At 37.3% G+C, this 18490-nt stretch carries 17 protein-coding genes; 1 reads left to right on the top strand and 16 read right to left on the bottom strand.

Annotation, left to right across the window (positions count from 1 at the left end; translation table 11 throughout):
* The first annotated feature begins 76 nt into the window (after window positions 1–76).
* Complete coding sequence (locus DWY55_RS18710) at window positions 77–1060, top strand: hypothetical protein (RefSeq protein ID WP_005868869.1); 984 nt, start codon at window positions 77–79, stop codon at window positions 1058–1060.
* Window positions 1061–1104: 44 nt separating this feature from the next.
* Here DWY55_RS18710 and DWY55_RS22050 read toward each other — a convergent pair whose 3' ends face one another.
* The 16 genes from DWY55_RS22050 to DWY55_RS18805 all read right to left on the bottom strand — a co-directional run bounded on the left by DWY55_RS22050 (window position 1105) and on the right by DWY55_RS18805 (window position 18421).
* On the bottom strand, window positions 1105–1260 hold the full coding sequence (locus DWY55_RS22050; RefSeq protein ID WP_005868867.1) for a hypothetical protein: 156 nt from the start codon (window positions 1258–1260) through the stop codon (window positions 1105–1107).
* Between the two features lie 611 nt (window positions 1261–1871).
* Window positions 1872–2519 (bottom strand): hypothetical protein, encoded by a 648-nt coding sequence (locus DWY55_RS18720; protein WP_005868866.1) that lies wholly within the window; start codon window positions 2517–2519, stop codon window positions 1872–1874.
* A 355-nt stretch (window positions 2520–2874) separates the two neighbouring features.
* Window positions 2875–4215, bottom strand: coding sequence for a sugar phosphate nucleotidyltransferase (locus DWY55_RS18730; RefSeq protein WP_005868865.1), 1341 nt, complete (start codon window positions 4213–4215; stop codon window positions 2875–2877).
* A gap of 5 nt (window positions 4216–4220) precedes the next feature.
* Complete coding sequence (locus DWY55_RS18735; RefSeq protein WP_120178243.1) at window positions 4221–5357, bottom strand: glycosyltransferase family 4 protein; 1137 nt, start codon at window positions 5355–5357, stop codon at window positions 4221–4223.
* Window positions 5354–5932 (bottom strand): acyltransferase, encoded by a 579-nt coding sequence (locus DWY55_RS18740; RefSeq protein WP_005868863.1) that lies wholly within the window; start codon window positions 5930–5932, stop codon window positions 5354–5356. The genes DWY55_RS18735 and DWY55_RS18740 overlap by 4 nt, the downstream gene beginning before the upstream one ends.
* Window positions 5913–6827, bottom strand: coding sequence for a glycosyltransferase family 2 protein (locus DWY55_RS18745; protein ID WP_005868862.1), 915 nt, complete (start codon window positions 6825–6827; stop codon window positions 5913–5915). The genes DWY55_RS18740 and DWY55_RS18745 overlap by 20 nt, the downstream gene beginning before the upstream one ends.
* A gap of 27 nt (window positions 6828–6854) precedes the next feature.
* Window positions 6855–7943, bottom strand: coding sequence for an EpsG family protein (locus tag DWY55_RS18750; protein ID WP_005868861.1), 1089 nt, complete (start codon window positions 7941–7943; stop codon window positions 6855–6857).
* Window positions 7940–9040: a glycosyltransferase family 4 protein gene (locus DWY55_RS18755; RefSeq protein ID WP_005868860.1), complete on the bottom strand. Its 1101-nt coding sequence runs from the start codon at window positions 9038–9040 to the stop codon at window positions 7940–7942. Before DWY55_RS18755 ends, DWY55_RS18750 begins: the two co-directional genes overlap by 4 nt.
* Entirely contained in the window at window positions 9027–9929 is a 903-nt protein-coding gene (locus DWY55_RS18760) for a glycosyltransferase family 2 protein (RefSeq protein WP_005868858.1), read from the bottom strand. The genes DWY55_RS18755 and DWY55_RS18760 overlap by 14 nt, the downstream gene beginning before the upstream one ends.
* A gap of 234 nt (window positions 9930–10163) precedes the next feature.
* Window positions 10164–11339, bottom strand: coding sequence for a glycosyltransferase family 4 protein (locus DWY55_RS18765; protein WP_005868857.1), 1176 nt, complete (start codon window positions 11337–11339; stop codon window positions 10164–10166).
* Between the two features lie 2 nt (window positions 11340–11341).
* Window positions 11342–12676, bottom strand: a complete 1335-nt coding sequence (locus tag DWY55_RS18770) for a glycosyltransferase (RefSeq protein ID WP_005868855.1) — start codon at window positions 12674–12676, stop codon at window positions 11342–11344.
* The gene (locus tag DWY55_RS18775) at window positions 12673–14205 is read right to left on the bottom strand and encodes a lipopolysaccharide biosynthesis protein (protein ID WP_005868853.1); all 1533 of its coding nucleotides are present in this window, start codon (window positions 14203–14205) and stop codon (window positions 12673–12675) included. The genes DWY55_RS18770 and DWY55_RS18775 overlap by 4 nt, the downstream gene beginning before the upstream one ends.
* 564 nt (window positions 14206–14769) lie before the next feature.
* A complete protein-coding gene (locus tag DWY55_RS22600; protein ID WP_233519614.1) occupies window positions 14770–15075 on the bottom strand; it encodes an acyltransferase family protein in 306 nt (101 codons plus the stop codon).
* Window positions 15076–15197: 122 nt separating this feature from the next.
* Window positions 15198–16466: a nucleotide sugar dehydrogenase gene (locus tag DWY55_RS18790; protein ID WP_005868845.1), complete on the bottom strand. Its 1269-nt coding sequence runs from the start codon at window positions 16464–16466 to the stop codon at window positions 15198–15200.
* Window positions 16467–16488: 22 nt separating this feature from the next.
* Window positions 16489–17466, bottom strand: a complete 978-nt coding sequence (locus tag DWY55_RS18795) for an SDR family oxidoreductase (protein WP_005868843.1) — start codon at window positions 17464–17466, stop codon at window positions 16489–16491.
* A gap of 238 nt (window positions 17467–17704) precedes the next feature.
* Window positions 17705–18421 (bottom strand): tyrosine-protein phosphatase, encoded by a 717-nt coding sequence (locus tag DWY55_RS18805; protein WP_005868841.1) that lies wholly within the window; start codon window positions 18419–18421, stop codon window positions 17705–17707.
* Between the last annotated feature and the right edge of the window lie 69 nt (window positions 18422–18490).

Genomic DNA, 18490 nt, shown 5'->3' on the forward strand with positions numbered 1-18490 from the left:
TATATTGCATTGGCAATCAATTCGTTATAAAGTTTTATTCTTTTTACGACAGTCCCTAACTTAATATATTTGCTTTATGAATTATCAGACCGTTTTACAGAATTATCATCCCACTGAACAGGGGGATTTCATGTTGAGATATGAGATAGGTGGCCGGGGATATGTCGTTTACTCACCGGAGAAGGATGCGTTGTCTTGTATTGAATTACATGGCTTTTCCGAGCTTACTCCTTGGCAATTGGCTTTTGTTCTTTCCTTGGATATGCAGCAGATGAAAGAACAGGACGAGCTTTCTCTCTTCGTATGTTGTAAGCGAGAAAAGCTCTTGTCTTATCTTTTCGATGTGGAGGAAAGCGAAACCGTCTTGAAGACAAAGCACGTGTCCGGTTGGCAGGGCTATCTGATGATGGATATCCATAAGCCGGACAGGGTACGGAACGTGTTCCAGTTCCATCCGGAAACGAAAGAAGCCCGTTTGGTCTTTGATAACCGTTTATGTGTCGCTTCCCTTCGTGAGAAAGAAAAAGGAAAGCTCATCCATCTCTGTTGGAGTCCTTCTGTCTTTGCTGCCATCGATAAGGGAGGAGAGCGTACCGCACCGGCTTATCTGTTGGCTTCTGATGCTGCCTTGTTGCATGGGTATGCCATGAAACAGATTGCGGAATGCTTTGCCGGTACACCGGTTGAAGAACGGGTTATCGGTATTCATGTAGGGGATAATGTCTATGAGGCCTTGTCTTTTGTGTGCTATTACGTCCGTAACGTGCAGGATGAATATTTGGTTATTCCTGAGCGGAAAGATGGGATGGTGATTCTTGAAACCCCGAAATGGAATCCGATACGCCAGGCTAACTTCGTGGCTTCACTGAACAAGATGGCGGTTGACCAGGCGAAGAAACGCTATCCGGAAATGGAGGTTCCGAATGAACGGCCATTCACGTGCCTCTCTTTTGCCCGGAAGTCTTTCGTCTATTTCCCGGATCTGAAGGTGTATCAGGAGGTGTTCTTGAAGATGTATTTGGGGTTGGTGAGGTTACAGGAGGTGCATTTGCTGGGGTAAGGAACAATTGCAGTGCTGCTTATAAAATAGTGGCACTACTATTGTTAGAGTACTTCTATCATTCCTTTGGTTACGGCATCGGCCAGTAGTCTTTTTACAATCCTGCCACTGGGAGGATTGGTTATCCCAAGCGTTATCTCAACCCTGTTTGATAGAGGATGATAGTGCAGGTATTGGAGGATTTCATCTTCAATAGTCATGTTATAATTCTTTTATCGGGACAATTTTGCCTGATATTTATGCTTTTGTTTATTGTTCTGTCCCGATAGAGATTATTTTGGATGGACAAAGAAACGCTATCCAGAAATGGAGGTTCCGAATGAACGGCCATTCATGTGCCTTTCTTTTGCTGGAAGTCTTTCGTCTATTTCCCGAGTCTGAAGGTGTATCTGGAGATGTTTTTGAAGATGTATTGGGAATTGGTGAGGTTACAAGAGGCGCATTTGTTGGAATAAGGAAAAGGGTGCATCTAATGCCCAATTTGAAAGGATCACCTGCTACAGATAACTGTAACAGGGATATTATCCTTAAAAAAGTGAGTTAGATACACCATTTTAAAGTGCTTCTGTTATTTCTTTGTTTACGGTGTTGGGGAATAATCTTTTTATTACTCAGTTATAGGGAAAATAGGTCTGATATTTATGTTTGGATTATATACTTTGAGGATAAGTGAAGAAAGATATCTGAAGGTGGATTCTTTTATTTAGAGTTCCTTTTAGAATAAGATTTCGCCAAACAGAAATATATTTAGAATTGTTTCTCATAAACCTCAATGCTGCAACATTGAAGTCCAATCTGTAAGCTTGATATCTTATACATTTATTCTTATTTCCAACTTTTCATATAGCACAACTGCCTTTATCAGAGGCAGATTCTCCTTGCAGAACCATGGAAAATCGATACATCTGAAATCGACATGGCTCTCCTCCAGCAGATTGAGAAAACGGATGTCGTCTATCATCCCTTTTAAGGAAACGAACAGGAGAGGTATCTTTTTTCTTTGGCAAAAAAATAGCGCCTTCTGTAGTTCCGCATATGCGATGGCTTGTTCATCCTTGCTAGTGGAATCATTTCTCTTGTCAAAAAAAGACAACTGGACTTTTAATGAATTATGTTGTTGGAGGTATTCCGCCAGCTGTTGCTGTGCTTCAGGAGAGCTGGCATCTCCATACAGTATTATATCACTATATTGCTTCATATCGGGTATTTGTTCCGGTTGTACGCTCCTTTTTTCCAAAGGCACCCCTGCATATTCTTTCAATAGATGCTGCTTCGTGATCTTTCGGGGTTTCTCAACGGAGTAGAATGCATATCTGAATATAAACTGAGTCCCTTTCTTCTGTACGGATTCCTGTTCCAGGAAAAAAGAATTCAGGCGTATCTTGTTTTCTTGAAGGATATGTTTGGGAATATCTTCCTGATAGATATCGGTCATGTATTGAAGGATGGTCTTTTTCATTAGAAAAATCAATGAAAAGGTTCATTACCAGTATTTATAATAAGTTTTTCCAACCCATTAATTTTTGCGTAATGCTGTTTCTGCGGTTTAGAATCTGAAAACGAAGCTACTTTCGCAAGATCCTGTGTCCGGTATATATACTTACTTACATATGGATAGTGATATTTTATCATTTTACCGGCAAATACATTCCGAATGTTTTCCACATTGAGTACAATCTTGATCTTGTTGATAATAATCAATGCTATAGATTATCATTTCTTTTTCAATATGGATATCAGGTTGCCTAATTGAGGTTCGATAACTTTCTTGTAAACCAACTTCATTCTTTTGTCAGAGGTTTTAACGAAGGATTTTACCATTTATAGTCAAATTGTTCAATGTCTTCTTCTGCAAGTAGATTTCCGGACTGCACCTCGATGAACGTCAATTCAGAGATAGCCCTGACTGCATGTTTAACACCTTTCTTGATTGTAATCGTATCGCCTCTGCTGATAACCGACCTGATATCATCGAGTACCAGTTCTCCCTCGCCGTCGATAAACGTCCAGACTTCATCGCGATGGCGGTGTACCTGATAGCTGATACTCTTACCGGATTTGATTTTCAGTTGCTTGGTAAGTGATTTGTAACCGTCGGAAAACTCGGCGGTATCGACAACTTTGTATTCACCCCAGCGACGTTCTTCGAACATTGGCCGATGTTGTAGGCAGTCAGCGTAAGTTTTGATGTTCTCGCTTTTATCTTTGTCCGAAATTAGGATTCCATCATTTGATGCTGCGATAACTAGATTCCGTGTGCCAATGCACATGATTGGCAGTCCAAGTTCGTTGATGACGTGGGTATTTTCGGATTCTTCATCCATGACAACATTGCCCATGGTGTGTTCCGATAGTTCATCAGTCAACGTATTCCATGTACCAAGGTCTTTCCACTCTCCGGCAAAAGGTACGACGGCTACCGACTGCGCTTTTTCAGCGACTTCGTAGTCAAAACTGATTTTCGGAAATTCCCCATAGCGAGAACGAATTTCTGAAAAAGTGTCGGTTTTGATGTGTCGGGTTACAATATCTGTCATATACCCCAACCGAAAAGCGAATACGCCTCCGTTCCAGAAAGCACCCTCTGAAATAAGTTTCTCGGCAGTTATCATATCTGGCTTTTCCGTAAAGCGTGATACTTGAAATATTCCTTTGTTCTGTACATCATTGACTGGCACTACATATCCGTATTTTGCTGACGGATATGTGGGGTTAATTCCCATCAATACTAGTTCGGCTACATTGTTTTTCACTGCATCCGCTATCCTGCGAATCGTTTCAAAATAACCTGTTTCGGTATAAGGGTCGCAAGGCATGACGATTATAATCTCATCGGTGGAACATTTTCGTTTGTAGGCCAAATACGAGCTTGCGAGAGCGATAGCCGGGAATGTATCGCGACGCTCCGGTTCCGTAACTACAGGAATCTCTTCTCCAAGCTGGTTGATGATGATATCCCGTTGTGACTGGCTTGTTGCCACAGTAATCGAATCACAGATGCCGGTTTCTCGTAATTGCCGTACCACCCGCTGCACCATCGACTCTTTCGAGCCATCGGGCGCAGTCAACAGTTTGATAAATTGTTTTGACCGTGTATTATTGGAAAGCGGCCATAGGCGTTTACCAGAACCGCCGGATAACAGTATGATTTGCATAGATGTTATTTAATTCGATTTTTAATTTGCCGATAGTATTCTTCAAGCATCAATTTCCAAAATTTATTGCGTTCGTAACGTGATGTAATCATTGCCCTTGCATTCTTTGCCATTCTTTTTACCTCATTAGGATTATCCAAAAAATATTTCATGGCTTTATACAATGCGTGTTCGTCTTGTGGTGGAACAATTATTCCATTTTTGTTTTGAACAATTATTTCATTACAACCATTGATATCTGTAACGATTTGTGGTAATTCCAAGGCCCCAGCTTGCATGACAACATTAGGGAAACCTTCACGATAGGAGGGAAAAACAAAAGCCTCACACCCCATTAGATAGGGACGAACATCTTGTTGAAAGCCGACAAACTCAATGTGAGAATTTGTGCTAATCTCTTGTTTTACCCAATCATCAACCGGATAAAGGTTTTCTTCCATAAAGCCGATTAAACGTGATCCTATGTTAGGATAATCTTTCTGTAATCGAATAAAAGAAGCTACTAATTCATTGATTCCTTTCTCATAAAATATACGACCTACAAAACCAAACGTGAAATCGAAAGTTGAAATCTTAATATCTTGTGTAGCATTTCGCGAATAGAATGCCGTATCAATTCCATTTGAACCACCATTACCGATAACAAGCATTTTTTTAGGATTGCCGATCCCCATTGAACAAATAATATCACACATCTTTTGTGAATTGGGATATACATTTGTGGCACAAGCGTAAGTTAACCGTTCCGTAAAACGAAGAATTTGTTTTTTTATGCCCGTAGCCGTCGTCAATGGGAAGCCTGTTACCGTGTGCATACGGATCGGCACACGTGCTATCCATGCTGCTAACATACCCAAAAGACCAGCTTTGGGGGTGTGCGAGTGAACAATAGTCGGCTTCTCTTTGATAAAAAGTTTTACCAATTGGAAAAGAGTTATTAAATCGAAAATCGGATTTATGGCTCTTGACATTTTTACCGGAATACAACGTGCCTGTTGCTTCTGTAATTCCTCCCAACCTTCTCCTTTAGGGGCAACGGCAATGACATCGAAATATGCGGAAAAATAATTCAATTGACCTTGAAGTTGCCGGACTTGAAAATAAGCTGAATTTGTTATTTTGAATAATTTCTTTTTTTTCATTGAAAAGATTTTATTTTTTTTGCAGGAACTCCCCCATAAATAGAGAATGAGTCAACACTTTTATTAACCAAACTATTTGCGCCTATTATACATCTTGTATCAATGTGAACTCCACATAAAATCCTCACTCCACAACCAATCCATACATCATCATGGATAACTACCGTTTTTTTTAGGATTTCATTATATTTAATAGGTAAATTAAAATCAGAATAAGTGTGAGTACTTGTTAGTATTGAACTTGAATGGGCAATAGACACATTATTTCCGATCATCAATCCTCCGCTACATTCAAAATAACACATCGGATGAATACTGATATTATCTCCCAGTTCTAGTTTCTCTATGTTAGATATATATACATTTTCTTTAATTACAACATTATCACCGCATTTTTTTGCTAGATTTTTCACCAATATGTATCTAATCACAATACCAACTTTTCCTCCAATACCTCTTAAACTTACAAATAAAAAATTATTAAGTTTCCTAGGAAGATATGAATCTACTATAACGAATACCTTAATTAATGGTTTAATCCGTTTAAATAAAGTTCTACCGCTTAGATCCGACATGTCTAATATCTATATAATTGTTTTTTTTATCTTTCATATGAAACAAATAGCCAATAGGCATAAAAATAATATAACTAGAAATTCCTATTTGTTTTATTTTATTTTTCATTTTCAATTTAGAGCAAGGAGCAAAACGCCAGTAATTTATATGAGCTTTTATTTTTTTTAAATATGGAATATCTAGTGATGCCATTTCTGAATAAATTCTCATGGCATAATTAGGTGAATTCATTCTGTTTTTGATTGATGAAACAGATAAACCGTCTGATAAATACTCTGCGATGTATATTTTTTCATTAAAAAATAACATAAGGTAATTTTTTCCAATACGGTTTAGAACCAAACTTTCTGCACAAAATTTTTCTCCGGGTATATCGTCAAATAAATAATTTCTCAGGACTGATGTTTTAAAAACAAACGCAACATCCCCTTTTATATTTTTTATAATCCAATAGTTAATCCAAGAATCTTTTAAAATTTTCCATGTAACCTCTTTCCCTATACGAGAACCATCTGGAAAGCATTTCATACCACAAACTCCAGCAAATTTATCATTATTCTTTATATATTGATAATGAAAAACTATTCGTTCTATAGAGTCTTTTGTTAAATAGTCATCACTATCTACAATATAAAATAATTCTCCTTTTGCATGTAATACGCCATTGTTGATTGCTCTATGTTTTCCACCATTCTCTTGTTTGATGAAACGAATTAATATACGATCTTCATTTTGATAAGATTTTATAATTTCATCAATATCATCAGTGCTCCCATCGTCAACAATAATCCATTCAAAATTTTTATAGGTTTGAGACAACAAACTCTGATATAGATTTCCAATTAAATTCTTCCTATTATATACCGGTGTAAATACAGTAACTAAATCTTTCATAAAAATCTTTTTCTATTGTTTTGTATTTTATTTTATCCACATTACATAAGTGAACATATAATAACATAGAATAATCCATTTTATTCGTTCTCCCTGGTTATTTATTAAGTTATCTTTTAGCAAGGGATATATCAATACTATAGGATAAAGAAACCAAGATAGATAAGCAAATCTGTTATTATACGGTACATGAATGGTCAATAGCCAGAACGCATTACTTGCTATATAAGTATTAAATAAACGGATAAACAATTTGTCTTCGTAGCAATATGTATAGATATATTTCACTCCTGCGATAATGGGTATCAAACTATAAATAATGAAGTCCCAGCGAAATCCAATATTAGAGAACATTTGCTCCATGCCTTTATAAGACATATTCAAATATTCAGACATCCTTTTATCCTGTTCAAACCAAGGAATGTTTGTCAACAAAGTGGAGAAAGAATCACGTGCAACAAGCATAAGCAGGAAAAACGTTCCCCATAAGTATAAGTAGTGTTTGGGATTATTTGAAAGTCGGGTCAGCAAGAAACAGCCAATTGGCAACATGACGGATTGATGGAAAAGACATGCTATAATCCAAACAGGAATTCGTTTAATATCGTTGTTTGGAACAAGAAAAGAGAAGATAACTAACGATGTAGCTATTCCGTTACGCAGTCCATTTACTCCGTATCCCCAAAAACTCAAAGAACAAACGAACAACACTAGTGCTACAGCATATTGTTGTTTGAATCGTTTCTTTAAAGCAAAGAAAACAGGCAATATATATAATGAGCAAAGAACAAACCAATACCCTTTTAAATTGACGAGTTGTGAAAGCCAATAGGTAAGATACTCAAAACCAATATCTCTATCTCTTATAGCAACCGTACCATAGAAGGCTTTCTTTTGGAAAGCCATGGCATAAGCTGAAGTATCTCCAAAGTAGTGATAATCGGTCGGTCGGAAAGTTACATGAACATATACAATCAAGAGTAAAGCAAGGCTAAATATCTGGTTGTTGATATAAGGCTGTCTTACTGTTTCTGCCCTGACCGGTTGAATAGCGATGTAAACAACTAATAGCAGCAACAAGTTGTAATATAAGGCTATATATAGACTAATACTCATAAAATGACATCACAAATTTGGTCCACATAATGTTCCCACGTAATTTTAGCTTCTATGCGCCGACGTGCATTACGACCTTCATTTATAGCAAGAGATTTATCGTCGATTAACTTAATGAGTAAATTCTCCAATTCTTCGTGGGCGTCCTGATGTATCAACCAACCGCCATTATTCTCCTCGACAGCATCGGGAATGCCACCTGTACGAGTACCTATAACGGCGGTTCCACAAGCTTGCGCTTCGGCAAAAACAAGCCCGTATCCTTCTACATTCCTATTATCCGCTTCTTCACGTGTACAGAGAATGAATATATGCGAGGCTGAATAGAAATCGCAAAGTTTATTATCATCAATGAAACCTTCAAATGATACAATATCTGACAATCCTAAATCGGTAACCATCCGCTCAAGTGCACTCTTATATTTTCCTTTACCTCCGAGATGCAATCGCACTTGTTGCTTATACTTTGCCGGTAAAGAAGCTATCGTCCGGATAATAAAATCATGTCCTTTAAATTTTTCCAATCGAGAAATAGAACAGAGGTGTAGCAAGCCATCCTTATATTTTTCACAAGTAGGGCGAAAATGAATTGCATCAACCGCTAACGGAATAGCGATTGTTTTAGCATTTGGAGAACAATGTTTTACTAATGTCTCTGTATAATGACTGTTAGCAATCACGCAAGAGGCGTTTCTTAGTATAAAACGTCGATAAGTAGGCCAAATACAGCGTCGGAAAAAACTCTTTCCGGCAAGATATTCGGCTCCATGTGCCAATATATAGGTTTCTCTGTTTGACAATAGAGACAGCATTCCCTCTGGATGATAATTCCCGGTAATTACAATATCACCGGGAACAGTTTTTTTGCGTAAATACTTCAATGTACGCAACTCCAATATTCCTCTTCTTCCATGCAATCTCACCACATTATTATCCTCCTCTGCATCGGTAGAAGTACTTTGGGGACAAATGACTGTAACATTCAGTCCTTTTTTCTCTAAATATTTTTTCAGTTCAAAACAAAGCCTTGCAATACCACCATTACTTGGTGGATAATCATAGGTTACAATAAAAATGTGTTTGTTAGATGTTTGCATAATGAGTATATTTAGGAGTTAGTTTTCCTTTTTTATAACCTTCTTTATAAGTTTTTGCAAAAAGTCTAAACAGTCCGGGATTGCGGTAAGTAAAAGCGTATGATGCAACAAGACGCAACAAATAGATGTAAGCAGTCGGCCTATGATACCATTTGAGATGACGGCTAATCAATAAAGCCCGGTTATGTACTAATGAAGCAATATAGCGATTGATATCCAGAACCCTGCAACCGCCTGTATCAGCAGCCAAGTGCCATACATGAGCATCATAATTAAAAAAAACTTTGTATCCAAGTTCCTTTACTCGTAAACATATTTCGGTTTCTTCATATAGAGCAGCTCCATAATTCAAATATTCATCAACACCACCAACTTCTAAAAATATGTCTTTTTTTATGCTATAATTTCCACCTCCGCCATGATCTACATATTCTTTATGATTAATGTGGAATCCCCGTTCTGGAGTTGCCGTATAGAAATGGAACTTGCCTACATTTTTCGATTTGGGATTATTCTTATATTTTTCTGTAATTCCCCCTGCCACTACTGCGATATCAGGTTGTGACAAGAACTTGTAATGCTCTTTGAGCAGGTTGCAGTCACACTCGATATCATCATCTAGAAATAGGATGTAGGCGTATTGTGTGTGTTGCACACCGAAATTACGAGCTTCAGGTAGCCCTCTAAATTCAGTCACATGATAGTACTTAATCAATGTATCACTATCTTTTGCACGACTATACATAGTACTGTCAATGGCTGCCGATTGGTCTACAATAATTATTTCATACGGCTCCCCAAAATCTTGCTCTATTAAGCAATCAACTGTACTTGCCAGATAATCAGCCCGATTAAGTGTGGGCAAAATAATGCTTATCCCTTTTTGCATAAGGCGTTTATGAATAATATGAATCAAGAGTTAAGAAATTAATCACTTCGTTTAGGAATTATACTCTATCAGAAATTTCACTATAATGAAGCATTTCTATATTTTACGTAGTTGTACTGAAATGTTTGACTTTCTTCAAGATGGCAATACAAAAAAAGCCTTAACTCCCCTTCGTATGAATATGTGATTTTATAAATAAAAAGTCCGTTTAAATTTTCTAATAAAGCAGTTGAGTTAGGATTCTTCTACATGATGTTTGGAGCTATCTCTTATAACTCGATTGTAAAATTCGATGTTTTGTGCCACTATCTCGTTGGTGTTGAATCTAGCAGTTGCATTTAGATAAGCCCTGTCGGCTTGTTCACACCTATAAATGGGATTCGAGATTAGCCGTTGCAAAGCCTCTGCAAATTCATCGATACGTTTCACCCTGCATTTGCAAACACAGTTACTGTCTCCTATAATCTCTTGAAAACAATCGATATCGGAACAAACAATTGCCTTCCGCAGTAACATTGCCTCCAGTAAGACCAAACCGAAAGTTTCTGCATGGCTTGGAAATATGCAAATATCGGCACTGTTAGCGTATGACATAGTCTTGTCATAAGGTAAGCGACCTAAATACGATACACAACCGATCGATTGCTTTGAAAAGAGAGATTTGCATTTTTCCCATGTCGAAGAACCATTCACTACTGCATCCTGTCCGATGAGAATGAGTTTGACATTGTCGTTTTGCTCGCATATCCTGTTGAAAATAAGAGGCAAATCAAGTACCCCCTTTTTCTCAACAATTGTCCCCCAATAAAGTATCGTTATTGTATTTTTGTTCATGTCACTAGATGAAAGAGGGGGCATGTTTATATCCACAGGATTATATATTACACATTTTCTCTTATTCGAAGACAGACTGAATAATTTATCCGTCAGGTCGAGAGCCTGTCGGCTAACTCCTATATAGGCATCAGAATTACGCAAAGCATTATATTCCATAAGCCGTACGTTCCATGGAGTTTTGTTTCCAGACAAATGATCGAAATACACATTTGAACCATGTAATCTTGTAACTACTGGTACAGATAAACTACAAAAAGCCAAAGGTCCCTCCCAGTCGATAGATTCAACGAGGTCGATGCCAATCTTTGCCACTAATAGATTTAACTTTTTATTTAGATACCTTCTATTGATAAAAGAAGAAAATGGAGACTTATGAGGCTGGTTTATAGGTATCACAGATATACCATCGTCCCACACAGTTTCTGTAAACTTATTGCCCCAATACACAACTGATACCTTCACACCAGTCTCACTCTTAACGATAAGATGAGACAAATGTTTGATAAAAATTCCGATTCCGCCACATTTCATACCCAATATCGGATATTCTGTAGTTAAAAACGCTATATGCATCTCTATTGTATTTTTTGGAAAATATCAATGAAAGATTTTGTTTGTTGCGATGCCAAGTAACGGCGGCAATATTCTTTGTTTGCCGTCATTGGAAATTTTTCGCTAAATACTTGTTTGATGACAGTAACACCTTGCTGAGGAGTATCTATAAAAATACCTATGCCTGCTTTTATCAATTCGGTTCGTGCTTCGCTAGTCATGGGCACCATTGCTAATACAGGCACTTGTAATGCGATATAATCGACCATTTTTGCGAAATTAGTCCACCATAAAGCCGTGTGTCCGGGAATAAGTACTGCTGCTTTTGCATTAACTATCAATTCATACAATTTACGCTGCGGTACATGATTGATATATTCCACGTTGTTACAGATTCCCAAATCATTGACAAATTCTTCCGTTTGTTTTTGATTGATATTCTTATTACCCACAATTTTAAGGGTGCAACCCTTGCCTTTTAATTCCTTAGAATTGACAGCTTCGGCAAATATTTTCAAGAAATTATCTTTATATTCATGGAGGTATTCACCCACGAATATTATATAATTCTCTTTTTCTCTATTTTGAAAAGAAGGCAAATAATCATCATCTACTCCAGTTGGAATAAAATATGATTTATTTGAGTATCGTCCCTCATATAAATCATTAAATATATTCAGGTATGCTCCCGACAGACCAGTAATAGCATCAGCGTATTTAAAAGTATCTTGTTCAATTTTCTTTTGCTTGGCAAAAACAGGAAAATAATCAGAATACATTCGCTTAGCGTATGTGGTAGGATCCCTGAAATCAGCAACCCATTTTACTCCGGTTAGATGTTTAAGTCGCATACCGATTCTATTTGAGGTAAAAGGCAGGCAAGTGGTATATATGATAGATATATCATGTTCTTTAATTATTTTTCGTCCCATCCTCACGGCACTTCTTTCCCAGAATCTAAAGCGGTCGGGAACTTGAATCCATCGGTCTAGTATATATTTATAAAACTTACCGAATAAAGATTGCTTGTTAGAGGTGACTGTATCCGTGCTTTTTGACTGTGCACCAATAGTTTTTGCTTTGGCTGTAATGGCTTTGAGTGAAGTATCTTCTCCTCCAAGCAACATTCTAAGGCCGCGCAATGTCGGTTCTATATAATTGGCTTGATAAATAGGCACGTCTTGGACTTCGTCCAACAAATCAGGATCTTCTAAATATAGATAATTACGATTAACCGTCAGTACTATCGGATTCCAACCTGTACGTTTAAGATATTTTACAAGTTTAAATGCCCTAAATACCGCAGCATGAGTCTGTGGCGGAAAAAAAGGAGTAATTATAAGTATGTTTTTATTCATCGTTTTAATTTGTTTAAAATCAATGCTTTTACTTTTTTCTTATTTTCTTTGTCTAATAGCACATAATAGGACAGAACAACCAATATTATTGAAGAACTAAGAGCCACGATAATCACTCTTGTAAAGGACTCAACCAAGATATGTTGTATGAGTAGGATTGCGGTAAAAGAAGGAATACTTATGAAAAGATTCACTACCATCGTTGTGAAGAAAAAACGTATCGGTTTGAAATCTTCAACATAATGATGGAGTGTATATGAGCAAACGATATAAATCAATAATGTGCTCACTATAGGCAATCCAAAAGCCCAAGTCAAGCCGATACCTTTACTAAACAATAACCAAAGTATCGGAATGACTGATAATGATACTGTCCCCGCCATAAATGAATAAAATTTCAAACGTCCGACAGCTTGTATTCCAATATATATAATATTATTATTCAATGATATGAAGCTTGAGACTATCAATAAAATACAGAATTCAATTGTATATGGAGGAACTTCCACGAGCCATAAATTCATTACATAATGTATTTCAGAGATAAAAGGAATAGCAACCAACAGATATAACACATTTGCCAAACAAGTAGTTTGCTTTAGTAATTGTATCATGGCATTGAAATCGGTCAATGCGTATTGCTTTATAATTTGCGGCCTCGAAGCCATTACCAAATTGGTTGATACTTGTTCAATCATCAGTTGCACAGTTGTTGCCAATCCGGCTGCGGCATTAACAGCTGTACTGCCAAATATATTAAGCAACATATTTGTTCCCTGTTGACGAGTAGTAAAGCAAATATTGGAATAAAGATTCCATCCTGAAAAGCTAAACAGAGAACGGCCGATAACCTTATTCCATTCCCAATTAATCCGGCATTCGTCATAATGCCTAATGCAATAAATGCGATATGTCATTGCAATCAAGAATGAAGATAAGAGCATAAGTCCTCCATATAAAATGAGCTTATCACATACTGTAATAAGTAGAAGTGTAGCGATCAGCAACTTCAACAGTGATCCAACAATTTCCACAATAGCATACACGTCCATTTTTTCGTGCGAAATAAGAGTCGCATTGTATGGAACTTGAGTGATGCTGACCATTGAGGAAATTATTGAAAATTGATACACCCAAACAGCTGCACTCATTCTCTCATCTGGAATGTTCAATTTTTCGAATAACAGCCAAAGTCCGACCGTTTCAGCCAAAAACAAGACTATAATTGCAATTCCTATATGTAATATAAAGGCTGTATTGAATGTTTGTTGGAGTTGTCGAGGGTCATTTTTGGCAAGTTCGACTGTAAGAAAGCGTGAAGTCGCTCCACTCATCGTTACATTCAAAAAGCTAAATAGGACAACAATACCGCCGACAAGTCCATAAATGCCATAATCATCTACACCAAGTGCATTTAACACGATCCGTGATGTATATAGTGATACAATCATGGACAGCAACATACGTGCATAAAGTGCCACTGTATTCTTGAATATTTTTTTATTATTTACGGACGATGTCTTATTCATAGCAAGCTTATGATCTTCCTAATACAGACGGAATGTATCTTTTTATTAAGGTTGTCGCAAAATAGCATATTGCAACAATGAGTGCAAATTCCAATATGGTCCAACTGTAGTTTACAAGATGTAACTTATTGCGCACGATCCAGAATGTATCTACAAATAATATATGTAGCCCCAATAATGCCAAACTGTTAATTCCACACCAAATCAATATTTTATCCAATGGAATAAGTTTCAGCTTTCTCGAATTAAAATATGAATTGATAAACCAATAAAAATTCATAATAAAAACCATTGAAAGCAACAATAGATGCAATGGAAAATTGTTTGATTTTAAGTCAACGTAAGAGGGAAATAGAACGATGAAAACAATGGCGATAATAAGCAAGAATAATGAGTATATCGGTGAAACCTTCATGCCGTACCATTTGTTCCGCATGAAGCAAAAACCAAGATGGTAATAAATCAAGGTAGACATTGTTGTGTCAATAAAATATGGCAAATCAATGTTATTAGCATTTAACCAATATCCTACTCCATATAATAATATACATAATGCGCTGATTGTTAATGCTTTATTGTAGGGGTGATTTTATGTATCAATAAATAAACGAATGAAACCTCGAACAAACAAATTAAAAACCAAATTACATGAAATAAAATAAAAGAGTTTTCATCACCGAGAAAACCATCAAACATACTCGTTACAGGGAGCGAGATCGCTTTTGCCCAATTATGAGTTTCGTTAAGTTTCAAAACGAACAAATATGCGAACAACAAAAAGGCAAAAAAGGCCCAAGGAATCAGTAATTGTCTGGTCTTTTTTGCAAAAAACTCTCTCAAACTGATTGGACGAAAGAAACAGCCTGACACAAAAAAAAAAGGGCATGTGAAAACTGTAAATAACGGTTTTCAACATGTAAGGGATTTGTATATGACCAAGGATGACCAATAAAATTCCTCCCCCTTTCAATATGTCAAAGGAGACAATCCGATTAGAGTCTACCATCTACAACGTTTTTTTCAAAGATAGCTTTAACATCGAATATGACGTGTTGAGCATTTAGTAACGTTTTTACATCAAAGCCTATAAACTGTTCGTGTGCTACAGCTATAATTGCCGCATCGAATTTCTTATCCAAAGGATGTTGGTTCGTTACCGAGATTCCATATTCTCGCATAACTATATCAGGATTGGCCCAAGGATCATATACGGTGATATGTACGTTATACTCTCGCAAAGCATTGTAAATATCTATAACCTTTGTGTTCCGCACATCAGGACAGTTTTCTTTAAAAGTAAACCCTAATATGAGGATATGAGAGTTGAGCACCTGTATTCCTTTCTTCAGCATCAATTTCGCAACTTGGTTGGCCACATATTCCCCCATACCGTCGTTCATTCGGCGACCGGCTAAGATTATCTCAGGATTATAACCGTGACGTTGTGCACATTGAGCCAAATAATACGGATCAACTCCAATGCAATGGCCTCCAACCAGCCCAGGCTTAAATGGCAGGAAATTCCATTTGGTAGAAGCTGCTTCCAGTACATCCTGTGTATCAATGCCCATTTTAGTAAATATCTTGGATAGCTCATTCACAAATGCGATATTGATATCACGCTGTGAGTTTTCTATTACTTTGGCTGCTTCCGCTACTTTCATCGTAGGAGCGAGATGTGTACCGGCGGTAATTACAGAAGCATATACCTCATTTACTTTCTTACCTATTTCAGGCGTAGAACCGGAAGTAACCTTTTTGATTTTTTCTACTGTATGAAGTTTATCTCCCGGATTTATACGTTCAGGGCTATAGCCAGCAAAGAAATCTTCATTAAATTTCAATCCGGACACTTTTTCCACAACCGGGATACATTCGTCTTCTGTAACACCTGGATAAACAGTAGATTCATACACCACAATATCCCCTTTGGAGATTACCTTACCAACAGTTGTGCTGGCACCGTAAAGCGGAGTCAAATCCGGATTGTTGTTTTTGTCTACCGGAGTGGGAACGGCAACTACATAAAAATTGTAATCACGGATTTCCTCTATATTGGCAGTACACTTAAAACCATTGGCAAGGGCAGATTGGAGTAGTTCATCTGACACTTCGAGTGTCGCATCATGACCTGCCATCAAAGCAGTCACACGAGCTTGGTTCATGTCAAAACCTATCGTTTTATACTTTGTCGAGAAAAGACGAGCCAAAGGGAGCCCTACGTAACCAAGACCAATTACGCAAATTTTAGTTTCATTCATAATTTCATCTGTTATTATTACTTTAAATATTCTTCCAATACCATTTGACAGCCTCTTTCAAACCGTCACGCATACTGTATTGAGGATTGTAACCTAAAAGGGATTTTGCTTTATCAATACATGCCAAGGAATGGGGAATATCCCCCAAGCGGTTGGGACCATGAATTATTTTCACGTTGGCAATTTCGGGGTCAAATTCACTCAAAAATTCTTTCAAGTAACCGACCAACTGGTTTAATGTGGTGCGTTCTCCGAAAGCAGTATTGTATACTTGGTTGGTTGCATTCGGATTTGTCGTGGTCATAGCCAGCATGTTCATTTGAATCACATTGTCTATATAAGTAAAATCGCGGCTATATTCACCATCTCCGTTAATGACAGGACTCTCATGAGCCATGAATTTCTTAACGAACAAAGGAATCACCGCAGCATATGCCCCGAATGGATCTTGACGACGACCGAAAACATTGAAATATCGTAAGCCGATACATTCCATTCCATAGGTTTTGGCAAACACATCGGCGTAAAGCTCGTTTACATACTTTGTTATGGCATAAGGCGAAAGCGGTTTACCAATCACATCTTCTACTTTGGGAAGAGACTGACTGTCTCCATATGTAGAAGAACTTGCTGCATATATAAAACGCTTTACATTGGCATCGCGAGCGGCTGTCAGCATATTTAAGAATCCCGATATATTAGTTTCATTTGTAGTTATAGGATCTTTGATAGAACGTGGAACTGAGCCTAATGCTCCTTCATGCATAACGTAATCTACATTTTCTACAGCTTTCTTACAATCGTTCAGATTCCGTATATCTCCTACGATAAGTTTAAACTTATTCGGATATCGTTGTAGAAATGGAAAAATGTTTTCAGGTTTACCTGTGGAAAAATTATCCAAACAGATTACATCATAGTCGTGAGCCAATAAATACTCACATAAATTGGAGCCGATGAATCCCGCTCCACCAGTAACTAAAACTTTTGTTAATGACATATGGATTGTTGTTTTATGTTGAAGTTGCAAGCCTATTGCTTGATAGGGGTGTAATGATTTATTTTAAGACTGGTTTGGATAAAAGAGAGATTGTGTGTATCTGCTCCAAGTCGATTGTTACAATTTCCATTGAATTCCAGCCTGTTGGATTTTTTTGTATGTATTTTATGCAAATCCACCTAGAGAGAAAAAGTTAAACAGAATCTACAGGTCTTAATAACCGATAATTATAATCTATTTAAACTATAACAGTCTGACTATCAATTAAACAGTTTTGTATATTTTTTGTAATACTCGTACAAATGAACTTTTGAAATATATTGTAATTGTGAATGTCCGTTCCTATATGAGTAATAGCCTTTTCTTTTAATAGCAGCATGGCTTTTTTCTTAATCCGGTTGCCATACATACCCGCTATTGACGGAAGATTGAACTGAAACTTCACTCCCATGTCTTTTAATTGTTGATAATCCGACTCACCCATATAAACATACCGTTCCGGATGGGCAAGAATGGGATAATAGCCTTTAGCCTTGATGCGGAGCAGAATGTTGTTCAATCCCATCGGAGGGTTAAAGTAGGAGGTTTCCACCAGTAGATGGTCACCGCTTTCACCCAAGGGCAGCAGATCGTTCTTTTCCAACCGTTCCTCGAAGAGGTTGTCAAGCATGTTCTCTGAGGCCAGATGCAGTTTTATCGGACCGCTATAGGTGGCTTGAAGTTCAGCGTAACGCTCCCGGAGGTGCAGTGTGGTGTTGGGCATATCTTCCATGATATGCGGTGTAAGCCATACGGATTTTATGCCCAACTCTTCATACAGGCGCAGTATTTCCAATGCTTCTTCCATCGTCTGCACACCGTCGTCCACACCCGGCAGAATGTGCGAGTGACAGTCGGTAAAATTCTTGAATATACCGCTATCTTTCAGCGATATACGTTTCCTGAATGGCCACACAATGATACGAGTATTTTTATATAAAACATTTTATTTTTTTTAATTAATAATCATCCATTTATCCCCACC

Origin of the sequence: Bacteroides sp. AF25-38AC, assembly GCF_003602995.1 — a bacterium.
GTDB lineage: Bacteria > Bacteroidota > Bacteroidia > Bacteroidales > Bacteroidaceae > Bacteroides > Bacteroides uniformis.

Bases quoted from the DNA above. Each gene is read 5' to 3' on its own strand.
- DWY55_RS18710 (WP_005868869.1), top strand. From the start codon at position 77: ATGAATTATCAGACCGTTTTACAGAATTATCATCCCACTGAACAGGGG.
- DWY55_RS22050 (WP_005868867.1), bottom strand. From the start codon at position 1,260: ATGACTATTGAAGATGAAATCCTCCAATACCTGCACTATCATCCTCTA.
- DWY55_RS18720 (WP_005868866.1), bottom strand. From the start codon at position 2,519: ATGAAAAAGACCATCCTTCAATACATGACCGATATCTATCAGGAAGAT.
- DWY55_RS18730 (WP_005868865.1), bottom strand. From the start codon at position 4,215: ATGCAAATCATACTGTTATCCGGCGGTTCTGGTAAACGCCTATGGCCG.
- DWY55_RS18735 (WP_120178243.1), bottom strand. From the start codon at position 5,357: ATGAAAAAAAAGAAATTATTCAAAATAACAAATTCAGCTTATTTTCAA.
- DWY55_RS18740 (WP_005868863.1), bottom strand. From the start codon at position 5,932: ATGTCGGATCTAAGCGGTAGAACTTTATTTAAACGGATTAAACCATTA.
- DWY55_RS18745 (WP_005868862.1), bottom strand. From the start codon at position 6,827: ATGAAAGATTTAGTTACTGTATTTACACCGGTATATAATAGGAAGAAT.
- DWY55_RS18750 (WP_005868861.1), bottom strand. From the start codon at position 7,943: ATGAGTATTAGTCTATATATAGCCTTATATTACAACTTGTTGCTGCTA.
- DWY55_RS18755 (WP_005868860.1), bottom strand. From the start codon at position 9,040: ATGCAAACATCTAACAAACACATTTTTATTGTAACCTATGATTATCCA.
- DWY55_RS18760 (WP_005868858.1), bottom strand. From the start codon at position 9,929: ATGCAAAAAGGGATAAGCATTATTTTGCCCACACTTAATCGGGCTGAT.
- DWY55_RS18765 (WP_005868857.1), bottom strand. From the start codon at position 11,339: ATGCATATAGCGTTTTTAACTACAGAATATCCGATATTGGGTATGAAA.
- DWY55_RS18770 (WP_005868855.1), bottom strand. From the start codon at position 12,676: ATGAATAAAAACATACTTATAATTACTCCTTTTTTTCCGCCACAGACT.
- DWY55_RS18775 (WP_005868853.1), bottom strand. From the start codon at position 14,205: ATGAATAAGACATCGTCCGTAAATAATAAAAAAATATTCAAGAATACA.
- DWY55_RS18790 (WP_005868845.1), bottom strand. From the start codon at position 16,466: ATGAATGAAACTAAAATTTGCGTAATTGGTCTTGGTTACGTAGGGCTC.
- DWY55_RS18795 (WP_005868843.1), bottom strand. From the start codon at position 17,466: ATGTCATTAACAAAAGTTTTAGTTACTGGTGGAGCGGGATTCATCGGC.